The organism is Kluyvera huaxiensis (assembly GCF_040149365.1).
Taxonomy (GTDB): Bacteria; Pseudomonadota; Gammaproteobacteria; order Enterobacterales; family Enterobacteriaceae; genus Kluyvera; species Kluyvera intermedia_A.
This window is the reverse complement of sequence record NZ_JBEFLV010000025.1, coordinates 18,457-33,113: the sequence shown is the minus strand read 5'-3', so window position 1 is coordinate 33,113 and position 14,657 is coordinate 18,457. Positions and strand designations below refer to the sequence as shown.

Below are 14,657 nucleotides of genomic sequence, written 5' to 3'. Positions count from 1 at the left end.
GGGGAGGAGGCGGGAGGATGAGAAGGCATGCTCTGCCCCCGATAACATCTCGTCGGGATGAAGATCGTGATGGGGCTTGCAAAAAACGGCGCATTTTTTTGTGCGCTGGGACTCATAACCGGGGATTTTGTTACCAGGATCACACTATTAACCCCGAGGGCGTAGACTCCAGGAGGATGGAAAGGGGTTGCTAAAAAAGGAAACTCATCGACGTTAAACCACCTCTGTGTATCCACGAGTACATCACCAAAAAAGGACGGGATATATGAAAATCAAAACTGGCGCTCGCATCCTCGCGCTGTCCGCATTGACCACGATGATGTTTTCCGCCTCTGCCCTGGCAAAAATTGAAGAGGGAAAACTGGTTATCTGGATTAACGGCGACAAAGGCTATAACGGTCTTGCCGAGGTAGGTAAGAAATTCGAGAAAGACACCGGCATTAAAGTCACCATCGAACACCCGGACAAGCTGGAAGAAAAATTCCCGCAGGTTGCCGCCACTGGCGATGGCCCGGATATTATTTTCTGGGCGCACGACCGTTTTGGTGGCTACGCACAGTCTGGCCTGCTGGCTGAAATCACCCCGGACAAAGCGTTCCAGGACAAGCTCTACCCGTTCACCTGGGATGCGGTTCGCTACAACGGCAAGCTGATTGCTTATCCAATCGCGGTGGAAGCACTGTCGCTGATTTACAACAAAGACCTCGTCCCTAACCCGCCGAAAACCTGGGAAGAAATTCCTGCGCTGGATAAAACCCTGAAGGCGAAAGGCAAGTCGGCGCTGATGTTCAACCTGCAAGAACCGTACTTCACCTGGCCGCTGATTGCCGCTGACGGTGGTTACGCCTTCAAGTTTGAAAACGGTAAGTACGACGTGAAAGACGTGGGCGTGGACAGCGCTGGCGCGAAAGCGGGTCTGACCTTCCTGGTTGACCTGATCAAAAACAAACACATGAACGCGGATACCGATTACTCCATCGCCGAAGCTGCCTTTAACAAAGGCGATACCGCGATGACCATCAACGGTCCGTGGGCGTGGTCCAACATCGATAAGAGCAAGGTGAACTACGGCGTAACGCTGCTGCCAACCTTCAAAGGCAAGGCATCTAAACCGTTCGTAGGCGTACTGAGCGCCGGTATCAACGCCGCTAGCCCGAATAAAGAGCTGGCGAAAGAGTTCCTCGAAAACTACCTGCTGACCGATCAGGGTCTGGATGAAGTGAACAAGGACAAACCGCTGGGCGCTGTAGCACTGAAATCCTTCCAGGATCAGTTAGCGAAAGACCCACGTATTGCGGCCACCATGGATAACGCCCAGAAAGGCGAAATCATGCCGAACATCCCACAGATGTCCGCATTCTGGTATGCCGTTCGTACCGCAGTCATCAACGCAGCAAGCGGCCGTCAGACCGTAGATGCCGCGCTGAAAGATGCACAGGGTCGTATCACCAAGTAATGCTTTTATCCCCTCTCCCCTAGGGAGAGGGTTAGGGTGAGGGGGCGTTGAAAATCCCCCGCACCCCGGCTCTCTCCCCTGGAGAGGGAGAAAAGAACAATCGTTGTAGAGGAAGATCCCCATGGATGTCATTAAAAAGAAACATTGGTGGCAAAGCGACACGCTGAAATGGTCAGTGATTGGTCTGCTTGGCCTACTGGTGGCTTACCTTGTTGTTTTAATGTATGCACAAGGGGAATATCTGTTCGCCATCATGACGCTGATTTTAAGTTCAGCGGGCCTGTATATTTTCGCCAATCGTAAAACCTACGCATGGCGCTATGTTTACCCAGGCGTGGCCGGGATGGGACTGTTCGTCCTGTTCCCTCTGATTTGTACTATCGCCATTGCCTTTACCAACTACAGCAGCACCAACCAACTGACCTTCGAACGCGCCCAGGAAGTTCTGATGGACCGTTCCTATCAGGCAGGTAAAACCTACAACTTTGGCCTGTATCCTGCGGGCGATGAGTGGCAGCTGGCCCTCACCGACGGCGAAAGTGGTAAAAACTATCTCTCCGACGCCTTTAAATTTGGCGGCGAGCAAAAACTGCAGCTCAAAGAAACCGACGCCCTGCCAACCGGCGAACGCGCGGCATTACGCATCATCACCCAGAATCGTCAGGCGCTAAACCAGCTGACGGCGGTTCTGCCGGATGAAAGCAAAGTCACCATGAGCTCGCTGCGCCAGTTCTCTGGCACCCAGCCGCTCTATACGCTGGCCCATGATGGCCTGCTGACCAACAACCAAAGCGGCGTCAAATACCGTCCTAACGGCGATATTGGCTACTACCAGACCATCAACGCCGACGGTAGCTGGGGCAGTGAAAAACTGAGCCCGGGCTACACCGTCAGCATCGGCTGGGACAACTTCACCCGCGTCTTTACCGATGAAGGTATCAAGAAGCCGTTCTTCGAAATCTTCGTCTGGACGGTGGTCTTCTCGGTTCTGACGGTGGTACTAACCGTGGCGGTCGGCATGATTCTGGCCTGCGTCGTCCAGTGGGAATCGCTGAAAGGCAAAGCCATCTACCGCGTGCTGCTGATTCTGCCGTATGCCGTGCCGTCGTTTATCTCGATTCTGATTTTCAAAGGGCTGTTCAACCAGAGCTTTGGTGAAATCAACATGATGCTGAGCGCGCTGTTCGGTATCAAACCGGCCTGGTTCAGCGACCCAACCACCGCCCGTTCGATGATTGTTATCGTCAACACCTGGCTTGGCTATCCGTACATGATGATCCTGTGCATGGGCCTGCTGAAAGCGATTCCGGACGACCTGTACGAAGCATCGGCAATGGATGGCGCCGGGCCGTTCCAGAACTTCTTTAAGATTACGTTCCCGCTGTTGATTAAGCCGCTGACGCCGCTGATGATCGCCAGCTTCGCCTTTAACTTTAACAACTTCGTGCTGATTCAGCTGTTGACCAACGGGGGGCCTGACCGTCTCGGCACCACCACGCCGGCTGGCTATACCGACCTGCTGGTTAGCTACACCTACCGTATCGCCTTTGAAGGCGGCGGCGGTCAGGACTTCGGTCTGGCAGCAGCGATTGCAACGCTTATCTTCCTGCTGGTGGGGGCGCTCGCGATAGTGAACCTGAAAGCCACTCGTATGAAGTTTGATTAAGGGAGACAACGATCATGGCTATGGTACAACCGAAATCTCAGAAACTGCGGCTCTTCACCACGCACCTTCTGCTACTGATTTTTATTGCGGCGATTATGTTCCCGCTGCTGATGGTTATCGCGATTTCTCTGCGTGAGGGTAACTTCGCGACGGGCAGTCTGATCCCAGAAAATATCTCCTGGGAGCACTGGAAGCTAGCGCTGGGCTTCAGCGTTGAACATGCTGATGGCCGCGTAACGCCGCCGCCATTCCCGGTCCTGCTGTGGCTGTGGAACTCGGTGAAAATCGCGGGCATCACCGCCATCGGTATCGTCACGCTTTCCACCACCTGCGCCTATGCCTTCGCCCGTATGCGTTTCCCAGGGAAAGCGGCGTTGCTGAAAGGGATGCTGATTTTCCAGATGTTCCCGGCGGTTCTGTCACTGGTTGCGCTGTACGCCTTGTTTGACCGCTTGGGTCAGTACATTCCGTTTATCGGTCTGAACACCCACGGTGGGGTCATCTTCGCCTACCTCGGCGGTATTGCGCTGCACGTGTGGACGATTAAAGGTTACTTCGAAACCATTGATAACTCTCTGGAAGAAGCGGCTGCGCTGGATGGCGCAACCCCGTGGCAGGCGTTCCGCCTGGTGCTGCTGCCGCTCTCCGTACCGATTCTGGCGGTGGTGTTTATCCTGTCGTTTATCGCCGCCATTACCGAAGTACCGGTTGCATCACTGCTGCTGCGTGATGTGAACAGCTACACCCTGGCCGTAGGTATGCAGCAATATCTCAACCCACAAAACTACCTGTGGGGCGACTTTGCCGCAGCGGCAGTACTTTCCGCCATCCCTATTACCGTGGTCTTCCTGCTCGCGCAGCGTTGGCTGGTAAACGGCCTCACGGCCGGCGGCGTGAAGGGCTAAGCTTCATCGTTAAATGCCACTGTTATCATCCTCAACTTGCAAGAACCCTAACTTGTGACTGTTTGGCGCTCTCCGGAGCGCCCTTTTTTTTCGAGTGCCTCCGAGAAAATTTACTCTCGCTTTAAGCGCTTCGAATTACACAACCACAGCGTAATCACCAGCAGCAAAATCGCGGCGGAGTAAATCAGCACGTCCATCGGTGACTTATGATCGACAATAATCAGCCGCACTATCGCCGTAATACCGATATAGACAAAGTAACGTAGGGGGAAATGAAAGCCTGACTGAAAATACTTCACAATCAGCGCGATAAATTCGAAATAGAGAAAGTAGACCACCAGCCCTTCCACCAGCGCATACTTGCTGGTGCTTTCCGGCGCGAACAGCACGTCCGCCAGATGCAGCGTCTCTTTACCGAGAAAAACCACCAGGATCAGGCCAAGACTGAGCAAACCTAAATTCAACACGGTCTGCAGAATGGTGGAGATAAACTCTACGCGTGGACGAGATAGCGACGTCATAGCTAACACCTCTTTCGCTGGGCCGAGATCTTTGTATAGCGCAAAAATGTGATCCGGATCTAGTTTTTTATCGTGTCGGAATCATGACCAATCTCAACAGCGCGGCAACCCTGCGTTTGCGCACATTATTTCCCGGCAAATTACCGAATCTCACCGCGGGCTGGCACAATTACCGCTGACTTTGTGCTTTGAAGGTACGAGACATGCTCCATATTCGCCGTGCAACCCCCGACGATATTCCGTTGTTACAACATATGGCTATCACCAGCTACCGCCACCATTTCGCGCATTTGTGGAAAAATCCCGATGAGCTGGCGCATTTTCTGAGCGCGGAATATGGCGAAGCGGCCCTGCAACGCTCGCTATCCGACACCCGCTGCGTCTGGCTCATTGCCTGTGCCGGGGCGCCGATTGGTTTTGCGAAGTACACGCGACAACAGCGAATTGAGCCGGAGAATATTGTCGGCACCTTGCTGCATAAGCTGTATCTCATGCCCGGTGAGACGGGGAAAAACTACGGTGAGCAGATTTTTGCCGAGGTCAGTCAACAGGCCAAAGCGCAGGAAGAAACGCATCTTTGGCTGGAAGTCCTGGCCGATAATCCTCACGCCCGCCGCTTTTATCAGCGCCTGGGCATGGAGCACGTTAAGGACATCACCTTCGCCACCGCCACGCAAACCAGTACCTTGAACATACTGGCCAAACTGCTTTGAGAGGACACGATGAACGCTTTTCGTCAGGCCGCGATTCGCAACGTTACCCGCGGTGATAATGTCGTTATCTACGAGCCGAGCAACCTCTACGACTGCACGCTGGGCAACAACGTGTTTGTCGGGCCCTTCGTGGAAATTCAGGGCAACAGCTGGATTGGCGACAACAGTAAAATCCAGTCGCACACTTTTATCTGTGAATACGTCACTGTCGGCAGCCACTGCTTTATTGGCCACGGCGTGATGTTCGCAAACGATATGTTTCGCGAGGGGAAGCCCGATACCGACCGCGATAACTGGGGGCGGATTACCCTGGGGGATAATGTCTCCATCGGCAGCGGGGCCACGATTCTGTCGGTATCGATTTGCGATGGCGTGGTGATTGGCGCAGGCAGCGTTGTGACCCGCTCGATAACGGAAAAAGGGGTTTATGCCGGCAACCCGGCACGCCTGCTGCGCCGTTTATAGCCAAGCGGATTACCGATAGCCGGGTCAGCTATCGGCAATCACCCGTTAGCGGAAGTTCTGGCTCTTATCGCCGGTCATGCTGTAGAGCTCAAACTTACGTCCCAGCATCTGACCGCCGTCGCGCGTCAGCGGCGTCCAGCCGACGGAAGCGCGGCTGCGGGTTGGGCCGGAGGTGAAGAGATCCATCGGGATATTCACATACACCCCTTTGGTGAATTCCCCTTCCCCGTACTCATCCGCCGACACGTTGGTAATTGTGGCATACGCCCCAACGATGATACCGCTGTCGAAATGCTTCGAGATGTCCAGCGTGCCGCCTTTGTCCCCGGCCAGATACTGCCCGACGCTGGCTTTCACCAGCACGTCCTGGGCAAATGACGGCGTCCAGTACGCGGTGAGATGCCCGGTTTTGACGCTGTAATCGGTGAACGTCATCATGTCCTGCGCGCTGCGCCAGTCACGCTGCTTCACGTAGTTGGCGTTTAGGCCAAAGGCCCAGTTGCTGTCGACCGGACGATAGAGCACTTCCGCCCCTGCGCCGCCGTACATGGTTTCCAGATAGCCGCCGTAGACCTGGCCGTAGAAATCATGGCCCAGATACTGGAAGTAGTTGGCCTGCAGGTTATTGACGTAAACATCGTTCTCAACGTATTCACGAATATGGGTTCGCACGCGCGGCAGCGCCGAGTCCTTCGGCGGATTGGTGTAGTTAAACTTATCGTAGTTGTTGGCGATGTTGGCGAACACGCTGCCGCTGGTCAGCAGGTGGTCCGTAACCCACCAATCCGCGGTGCCCATCACGCCGACCTGATACATGTAGAAGCTTTCCGGGCCGCCGATAGACTGGCTCAGCACCGGATCGAGATGGAAATCGAAGCGCGATTTATCGATATACCAGCCCTGCTCGGTTTTCTCCGGCACTACCGGCGCCATACGTTTATGCACCAGCGGCGTTTCCTGGCCTAGCGGTTCCCCTTCCAGATGACGTTTAAGGCTGGCCACGTCCGTTTCAGTGGTCACTTCCGGCAGGTTAAGACGGGTTTCGGTAATACGGATCGTGCGGATCCCATCGGGAAGATCGTTCATGACGATCCGATTAGCCCGTTCGATCCCTTCACGAGAGTCGCGGTACTTCACCTGCTCGCCGGTTACGTACAGCGTATCGCCTTTCACCTGCATGTTCGGGGCGGCAAATCCGGCGTTGTACTTCAGCATGGTCAGCTGATTAGCCACCACCGAGTGCTGGAGGATCGCGTCCTGCGGCTGCGGGCGGTAAGTCGGCCGCGCGTTGTCGTTGTACGACGGGCGCAGGTCGTTAAAGTTGGTACGCAGGGTAAAACCAAACATCACGGTGTTACCGCGCTCATAGCTAAGGTTCACGTCGGCCCAGTCGGTGACACGATAAATGGCGCCGACGTTAAACTTGCTCTTTTGCTCTATCTTGCCGGCAAAATCCTGCTGATAGTTATTGCCTTCATATTCCAGCTTCAAGCGCAGCGGCTGCCACGGCGTCTGGTATTCAATACCGCCAAACCACGCCGCAGGGCCGTGGAACATCTGGCTCCCGTCAACGGAACCGGCTTTACGATAGCTATTATCGCGGTAGCAGTATTTATCGCTGTACGAACACAGCGGGTTGGTGGCATTGCCGCTGGTTCCCAGATAGCCCCAGCCTAAACCGAGGGAGAAATCGAACGACCCCCAGGCTTTGCTGGCGACCACATATTCCGAGTCAAACAGCCCGGTACCACCGATATCACGCGCCCCCACGGCTACCTGTGGCAGCCAATAGCTCTCCTCCCACAGCCGCAGCTTCACGTCGAAGGCTTTATCTTTGTAGGTCTGCGAGCCAGAAAATGACTCTACGCTGCTGTAATTTTTGGTACGTACGTCGGTGTAGCGCAGCGTGGTTTCCAGCCACGGGAACAGCTGAGCCGATGCGGAGTAATAGCGGTACTGGTCATTATTGCGATAGTTAGCGCTGAACTCGCCCTCACGCGCCATGCGCGCCGTTGGGGTTTGCAGCAGGCCGACGCCGCCGAAATCAGACTGTGACGGGCCGATTGGCGCCGGATAGGTTTCTGCATGGCAGGCCGCACTCACCGCCAGGGCAAGCAGGCTATACAGACAGGTTTTTTTCATTATTCAGGTCTCCGCTGCGACAAGGAGCGAAGAATGGCGGCGTTGAGCGCCTCGTATTTATTCGTCCACAACGAGTCAGCAAAGCCGACAAAAAGAATGCTGCCGGGCATCGGTTCGATATGCCGTTTATTCCAGTAGGCCACCGGTGCTTTTTGCGTACGCCCATCCGGATAAATCAGCCAGGCGTAGCTGCGGTCCGCACCGCTAAGCAGGTTGATATCTGCAAGATATCCCGCGGCATCTTTTCCCGGCGTAAACGCGATATTCCCCGGTTTATCCACCAGCCCAACCAGCGTAATCGTCGAGGGTTCACGCCCAAGCCAAAGCGTGTATTTCCCCTGCAGCGGCGGGTTATTTTTACTGTGGACGCGCACGGTATCCGGGTCGAGCGGCACCAGAAGGCGGCCAACAACGGGTACTGCCTGCAGTTGATTGCGCAGCGCGTTGATGGCTGCTGCCGCGCTGCCGCCCTCATCCGCCGCCAGCGTACTCAGCTGTGCCAGCAGAGCCTGATGTTCGCGCGTCGCCAGTTCCGTAACCTGCGGCGTGGTGATAACCGCACCGGGCCACCAGCTTCCCGCCAACCGGGGTTGCCCGACCAAATCCACCAGCCGCTCGGCATTCGTTAGCGTTAGCGGTTTCGCCACTCCCGCCTGATGAACCTCAACGGTTCCTGCCGCCAGCGCGGCAGCTGAAATAAGGCTCAAAGCGGCGGCAGCAATACGCATTTTTTTCATAATTTTGCCGCCTTGATAAGCGTGGTGTTAACCGGGAAAGTGCCCGCACCCAGATACTGCTGCGATTGGCGGATCTGCCCTTCGCTATCCACCCAATAGCGGTTACGCCAATGGGCTTCAGGAGTGTTCACGTCTTCCTCCAGAATGCGCACCGCCGTTTGCGTGCCCGCCATGGTCAGCGTATCGCTGCCGTCCCAGCGGAAAGTGGATGTTGCCGTGGCGTAGCGCACCTGCTGGTGCTCGGTCCAGCCCATCGTTCGTGTCCAGATGGCACCGTCGGTAATCTGATTGGCGTGAGCCAGGGGATCTTTTTCGAGATTATTTACCGTCAACAGGTTGTCACCCTTAAGCTGAGTTTTCACCAGACGCCCATGCTGAGTCACCAGCGTCGCCCGGTCCTGGGTCAGCCATTTTTGTTGGCCGTTTTCCGAAAACGCCAGCACCACAAAAATCTGTGGTCCACCGTTGAGCTGCATATATTGGCTGGCATACGGCATATTCTGGATATCGTCGTCGGTCAGCTGTACGCCCGGTGAACCCCAAATGCTCTCCCAGAACGAGTGCCCCAGTCCCTTGGTGCTGGGTGAACACGCCTGAAGCAGCAGGCAAAAAAGAGGGATAAAAAGTCGCTTCACGGCGCATCTCCAGGGGCGAAATAACCACACCGAAGTGTGGTTAGAATTAACGTACCTTTAATTACTGGGTACTGGTTGTCGTGCTGGTGGTGGTGGTGGTCCCGGTATTGGAACCATCGCCGCCAGCCGCTGCCAGCGCCATACCGACAGCAGAACCTGCGGTGCTGGCGCTGGTGGCGGTTGAACTCCCGGCAGACACGGACGTTGCCGCAACGCCAGCCGCTTCACCGGTTTCAATCGGTGCAGCGCTGACGCTTGCCGCAGCAAACGCCGAAATGGCAAAGATGCCATAGAGGATTTTCTTCATAATAATTTCCCTTCAATGATTGAATGGATATTTGCCCAAGAGAATTCAGGCGTCATCGAGTATACACAACCAAACGAATAGATTTGGCGCAGGGAAAATAGACAGGGGCACTTTAGGATAATAAGCAAAAGCAATAACACGAAATAAATATAATATTTAAAAACATATGCTTATTTGTTAATTAAAAAATAGCAATATACGGTTATTCCGAAAGAGAAGGTAAGTTGAATGGATATTTAGGATTATGCTCAATGCCAATATTAGGCAAATTTCAGGAATAAGCAGAATTATCTGACAAAAAAAATGCCGGCATCAAGCCGGCATTGAGAAAATATAACCTTACGCGCGCCAGGACTTATAACGGTTAATCAGACCGTTGGTCGAGCTGTCGTGGCTATCGATCGCTTTATCATCATTCAGCTCCGGCAGGATGCGGTTAGCCAGCTGTTTGCCCAGCTCTACGCCCCATTGGTCGAAGGTGAAGATGTTCAGGATTGCGCCCTGAGTGAAGATTTTGTGTTCGTACAGAGCGATCAGTGCACCCAGGCTGTAAGGCGTGATTTCACGCAGCAGGATGGAGTTGGTCGGACGGTTGCCTTCGAACACTTTGAACGGCACCACGTAGTCCAGAGTTGCCGGATCTTTACCCTGGTCACGGTATTCCTGTTCAACCACTTCGCGAGATTTGCCGAACGCCAGCGCTTCGGTCTGTGCGAAGAAGTTAGACAGCAGTTTCGGATGATGGTCAGTCAGCGGGTTGTGGGTGATAGCCGGAGCGATGAAATCGCACGGTACCACTTTGGTGCCCTGGTGAATCAGCTGATAGAACGCATGCTGGCCGTTGGTGCCCGGCTCACCCCAGATGATTGGGCCGGTCTGGTGCGCCACTTTGTCGCCGTTACGGTCAACGTACTTACCGTTGGACTCCATGTTGCCCTGCTGGAAGTACGCGGCAAAGCGATGCATGTACTGATCGTACGGCAGAATCGCTTCAGTTTCGGTGCCGTAAAAATTGTTGTACCAGATGCCGATCAGCGCCAGCAGTACCGGCAGGTTTTTCTCAGCCGGGGTGGTGGAGAAGTGTTGGTCCATCGCGTGGGAGCCGGACAGCAGCTCAACAAAGTTGTCAAAACCAACGGACAGGATGATGGACAGGCCGATCGCTGACCACAGTGAATAACGGCCGCCAACCCAGTCCCAGAACTCGAACATGTTGGCAGTATCAATACCAAACTCAGATACCGCTTTACCGTTGGTGGACAGCGCCGCGAAGTGTTTCGCCACGTGTTTCTGGTCTACCGCGCTTGCCAGGAACCAGTCGCGCGCGCTGTGGGCGTTGGTCATGGTTTCCTGAGTGGTGAAGGTTTTAGAAGCCACCAGGAACAGCGTCGTTTCCGGGTTCAGCGTCTTGAGCGTTTCGGCGATATGAGTGCCATCGACGTTAGAAACGAAGTGCATGTTGAGGTGGTTTTTGTACGGACGCAGCGCTTCGGTCACCATGAATGGACCCAGGTCAGAGCCGCCGATACCGATGTTCACCACATCGGTAATCGCCTTACCGGTGTAGCCTTTCCACTGACCGGAGATGATCGCTTCGGAGAAGGATTTCATTTTCTCCAGTACCGCGTTCACTTCTGGCATCACGTCTTTGCCATCAACCACAATCGGGGTATTGCTACGGTTACGCAGCGCGACGTGCAGCACGGCACGGTCTTCGGTGCGGTTGATCTTTTCGCCAGAGAACATGGACTTAATCGCACCGCTCAGATCGGTCTCTTTAGCCAGATCTAACAGCTTCGCCAGCGTCTCTTCGGTGATGCGGTTTTTGGAGAAATCGACCAGCATCTGATCGTCGAAGGTCGCGGAAAACTTAGCAAAACGATCGCCATCTTTGGCGAACAGTTCCGCAATAGTAACGTCCTTCATTTCATCGAAGTGTTTCTGTAGTGCCTGCCACGCAGCGGTCTGCGTTGGGTTGATGTTTTTCATTAGCAATACCCTTCTGATTTAAAAATCGTAACTGTCCTCGATTGTAGCGCCAGTCACAAAAAATTGTGATGGTTTTAATGTTATCCCCCTGTCGGATGACAAAATCGTGCACAAAACAAACAAAAACATCGTCTTTATAAGCCTCGTTACTGAGGGTTACAGCTGCATGAAAAATCCGCATAACCCCAGCGTTGACAACTTACCCACTAACCCTTTATTTATAAATGTACTACCTGCGCATACGCAGGCCAGAAGAGGCGCGTTGCCCAGGTACACGGTGTTTGAGGAACCAGTCCTGTGAAAACATCTGAAGGGGAGCAACGCCGAGATGATTGAACAACCGGTTATGTTCATCATCGGCTACAGGGGCTGAATCCCCTGGGTTGTCACCAGAAACGTTCGCAGTCGCACGTTTCACAAGTGGTGGAGCACTTCTGGGTGAAATCGTAGCTGTTTATCGCTCTGCGCCCACCCGTTATTCGCTCTTCCCTTGTGCCAAGGCTGAATAATTTGGACTGACTTATCTAAGCCAGCCCTCCCCTGACACGAGGTTATTATGACAGCATTAGTAGTCGCCAAATTTGGCGGAACCAGCGTAGCCGATTTTGATGCTATGAACCGCAGCGCCGACGTGGTGCTTTCCGACGCCAGCGTGCGCGTTGTTGTGCTGTCTGCCTCTGCAGGTATCACCAATCTGTTGGTTGCCCTGGCTGAAGGGCTGGAATCCACCGAGCGTCAGGCCAAGCTCGACGCGATTCGCGCGATTCAATGCGCCGTCCTCGAACGCCTTTCCAACCCGGCAGTTATCCGTGATGAAATCGAGCGCCTGCTGGAGAATCTGGCAACGCTGGCAGAAGCCGCCGCGAGCGAAACCTCTACCGCCCTGACCGACGATCTGGTCAGCCACGGCGAACTGATGTCGACCCTGCTATTCGTTGAAATCCTGCGTGAGCGTAGCGTTCAGGCACAGTGGTTTGACGTGCGTAAAGTGATGCGCACTAGCGACCGATTTGGCCGTGCCGAACCGGATGTTGCCGCGCTGTCTGAGCTGGCGACCCAACTGCTGGTACCGCGTCTGGACGAAGGTCTGGTCATCACCCAGGGCTTTATCGGGAGCGAAAGCAAAGGCCGCACCACTACGCTGGGCCGTGGCGGCAGCGACTACACCGCCGCCCTGCTTGGCGAAGCGTTGCATGCCACTCGCGTTGATATCTGGACCGACGTTCCGGGGATCTACACCACCGATCCACGCGTGGTACCTGCCGCAAAACGCATTGATGAAATTGCCTTTGAAGAGGCCGCAGAGCTAGCGACCTTCGGTGCTAAAGTCCTGCACCCGGCGACGCTATTACCTGCGGTACGCAGCGATATCCCGGTATTTGTCGGCTCCAGCAAAGACCCGAAAGCCGGCGGCACGCTGGTGTGTAACGAGACCGCTAACCCGCCGCTGTTCCGCGCGCTGGCGCTGCGTCGTAAGCAAACGCTGCTGACCCTGCACAGCCTGAATATGCTGCACTCCCGTGGTTTCCTTGCCGAAGTGTTCGGTATTCTGGCGCGCCACAATATCTCGGTGGATTTAATAACCACTTCAGAGGTAAGCGTAGCGTTAACCCTGGATACTACCGGTTCCACCTCTACCGGCGACACGCTGCTGACGCAGTCCTTGCTGATGGAGCTATCGGCGCTGTGCCGCGTTGAAGTGGAAGAGAATCTGGCTCTGGTCGCGCTGATTGGTAACGACCTGTCGAAAGCTTGCGGCGTAGGTAAAGAGGTGTTTGGCGTACTGGAACCGTTCAATATCCGCATGATTTGCTACGGCGCATCCAGCCATAACCTATGCTTCCTGGTCCCAGGTGCGGAAGCCGAACAGGTGGTGCAAAAACTTCACCATAATTTGTTTGAGTAATCTTTCAGCACGCGATAAACAATAACTATAGCCGGGCTCGACCCCGGCTTTTTTATAACAACACAACATCAAGATACGCAAAATCACTCACGTTGAATCACAACACGCTTTAGCGTGTTGAACAACGCTTGCGCTGGCCCCGAAGGGGCGAGGCTGTAAGCCGAGTAATGCGGCAGGCCATCAAATCCCCGGGAGCGTACAGAAGTACGTGACTGGAGTGAGAGCGCGCAGCCAACGCAGAGGCAACGTGAAGGATGAAGTGTATAAATCGCAAGGAATACAACATGCTCGCCGTTCTCACCCGGCTGTTCCCGCTATGGGCGCTGCTGCTCTCTGTTATTGCCTACTTCACGCCGTCGACCTTCACGCCGATTGGTCCGCTGGTGCCTTCACTGCTGATGCTGATTATGTTTGGCATGGGCGTACACCTGAAGGTGGACGATTTTAAACGCGTGCTGTCACGCCCGGCACCGGTCGCGGCGGGGATTTTTCTGCACTACCTGGTGATGCCGCTCGCCGCCTGGCTGCTGGCACTGGCGTTCCATATGCCACCGGAGCTTTCCGCCGGAATGGTACTGGTCGGCAGCGTCGCCAGCGGTACGGCATCTAACGTGATGATCTATCTGGCGAAGGGCGATGTCGCACTGTCGGTCACCATTTCCTCTGTCTCCACGCTGGTTGGTGTTGTTGCCACGCCGCTGCTCACTCGTCTGTACGTCGACGCACATATTCAGGTCGATGTGATGGGTATGCTGCTGAGTATTCTGCAAATTGTGGTGATCCCCATTGCGCTTGGCCTGGTGATTCATCACCTGTTCCCGCGCGTCGTGAAGGCGGTTGAACCTTATCTGCCGGCGTTCTCCATGGTGTGTATTCTGGCGATCATCAGCGCCGTGGTGGCCGGCTCCGCATCGCATATCGCCTCTGTGGGTTTTGTGGTGATTATCGCGGTAATTCTGCATAACACCATCGGCCTGCTTGGCGGCTACTGGGGCGGGCGCCTGTTCGGCTTTGATGAGTCCACCTGCCGAACGCTGGCGATTGAAGTCGGGATGCAGAACTCCGGGCTGGCCGCGGCCTTAGGCAAGATTTACTTTGGCCCACTGGCGGCGCTGCCTGGCGCGCTGTTCTCAGTGTGGCACAATCTGTCCGGCTCTCTGTTGGCGGGTTACTGGTCCGGTAAACCTATCGAGAATAAAAAGCGCAAATAACGCA

At 54.8% G+C, this 14,657-nt stretch carries 13 protein-coding genes and 1 riboswitch; of the genes, 7 read left to right on the top strand and 6 right to left on the bottom strand.

Features of this window, described 5'->3' with window-relative positions; genetic code table 11:
• Positions 1 to 265: 265 nt before the first annotated feature.
• The 3 genes from malE to malG all read left to right on the top strand — a co-directional run bounded on the left by malE (position 266) and on the right by malG (position 4,027).
• Positions 266 to 1,456: a maltose/maltodextrin ABC transporter substrate-binding protein MalE gene (malE, locus tag ABOC97_RS20565; RefSeq protein ID WP_234502136.1), complete on the top strand. Its 1,191-nt coding sequence runs from the start codon at positions 266 to 268 to the stop codon at positions 1,454 to 1,456.
• A 121-nt stretch (positions 1,457 to 1,577) separates the two neighbouring features.
• Complete coding sequence (gene malF, locus ABOC97_RS20560) at positions 1,578 to 3,122, top strand: maltose ABC transporter permease MalF (protein ID WP_349601347.1); 1,545 nt, start codon at positions 1,578 to 1,580, stop codon at positions 3,120 to 3,122.
• 14 nt (positions 3,123 to 3,136) lie between these two features.
• A complete protein-coding gene (gene malG, locus ABOC97_RS20555; protein ID WP_234502138.1) occupies positions 3,137 to 4,027 on the top strand; it encodes a maltose ABC transporter permease MalG in 891 nt (296 codons plus the stop codon).
• Positions 4,028 to 4,137: 110 nt separating this feature from the next.
• On the opposite strand, the gene psiE is transcribed toward malG, so the two are convergent.
• A complete protein-coding gene (gene psiE, locus ABOC97_RS20550; protein ID WP_349601346.1) occupies positions 4,138 to 4,548 on the bottom strand; it encodes a phosphate-starvation-inducible protein PsiE in 411 nt (136 codons plus the stop codon).
• Positions 4,549 to 4,751: 203 nt separating this feature from the next.
• Here psiE and ABOC97_RS20545 point away from each other — a divergent pair, with 203 nt between their 5' ends.
• Together ABOC97_RS20545 and ABOC97_RS20540 are read left to right on the top strand one after the other, a co-directional pair.
• A complete protein-coding gene (locus ABOC97_RS20545) occupies positions 4,752 to 5,261 on the top strand; it encodes a GNAT family N-acetyltransferase (RefSeq protein WP_349601344.1) in 510 nt (169 codons plus the stop codon).
• Between the two features lie 9 nt (positions 5,262 to 5,270).
• Positions 5,271 to 5,726, top strand: coding sequence for an acyltransferase (locus tag ABOC97_RS20540; protein ID WP_349601342.1), 456 nt, complete (start codon positions 5,271 to 5,273; stop codon positions 5,724 to 5,726).
• Between the two features lie 45 nt (positions 5,727 to 5,771).
• Here the strand turns inward: ABOC97_RS20540 and ABOC97_RS20535 are convergent, their stop codons facing one another.
• The 5 genes from ABOC97_RS20535 to pgi all read right to left on the bottom strand — a co-directional run bounded on the left by ABOC97_RS20535 (position 5,772) and on the right by pgi (position 11,536).
• On the bottom strand, positions 5,772 to 7,868 hold the full coding sequence (locus tag ABOC97_RS20535) for a YjbH domain-containing protein (protein WP_349601340.1): 2,097 nt from the start codon (positions 7,866 to 7,868) through the stop codon (positions 5,772 to 5,774).
• Positions 7,868 to 8,605, bottom strand: coding sequence for a capsule biosynthesis GfcC D2 domain-containing protein (locus ABOC97_RS20530; RefSeq protein WP_349601338.1), 738 nt, complete (start codon positions 8,603 to 8,605; stop codon positions 7,868 to 7,870). Before ABOC97_RS20530 ends, ABOC97_RS20535 begins: the two co-directional genes overlap by 1 nt.
• Positions 8,602 to 9,240: a YjbF family lipoprotein gene (locus tag ABOC97_RS20525; protein ID WP_349601336.1), complete on the bottom strand. Its 639-nt coding sequence runs from the start codon at positions 9,238 to 9,240 to the stop codon at positions 8,602 to 8,604. The genes ABOC97_RS20530 and ABOC97_RS20525 overlap by 4 nt, the downstream gene beginning before the upstream one ends.
• Positions 9,241 to 9,301: 61 nt before the next feature.
• Positions 9,302 to 9,547 carry an exopolysaccharide production protein YjbE gene (gene yjbE / locus ABOC97_RS20520; RefSeq protein ID WP_234502144.1) on the bottom strand — a complete coding sequence of 82 codons (246 nt, stop codon included), beginning with the start codon at positions 9,545 to 9,547 and terminating at the stop codon, positions 9,302 to 9,304.
• 339 nt (positions 9,548 to 9,886) lie between these two features.
• Positions 9,887 to 11,536, bottom strand: a complete 1,650-nt coding sequence (gene pgi / locus ABOC97_RS20515; protein ID WP_349601334.1) for a glucose-6-phosphate isomerase — start codon at positions 11,534 to 11,536, stop codon at positions 9,887 to 9,889.
• A 244-nt stretch (positions 11,537 to 11,780) separates the two neighbouring features.
• A riboswitch (Lysine riboswitch) is annotated at positions 11,781 to 11,978 on the top strand.
• Positions 11,979 to 12,092: 114 nt separating this feature from the next.
• Between pgi and lysC the strand changes: the two genes are divergently transcribed.
• A complete protein-coding gene (gene lysC, locus ABOC97_RS20510; protein WP_349601332.1) occupies positions 12,093 to 13,442 on the top strand; it encodes a lysine-sensitive aspartokinase 3 in 1,350 nt (449 codons plus the stop codon).
• Between the two features lie 284 nt (positions 13,443 to 13,726).
• On the top strand, positions 13,727 to 14,653 hold the full coding sequence (gene panS, locus ABOC97_RS20505) for a ketopantoate/pantoate/pantothenate transporter PanS (RefSeq protein WP_061283387.1): 927 nt from the start codon (positions 13,727 to 13,729) through the stop codon (positions 14,651 to 14,653).
• The last annotated feature ends 4 nt before the right edge of the window (positions 14,654 to 14,657 follow it).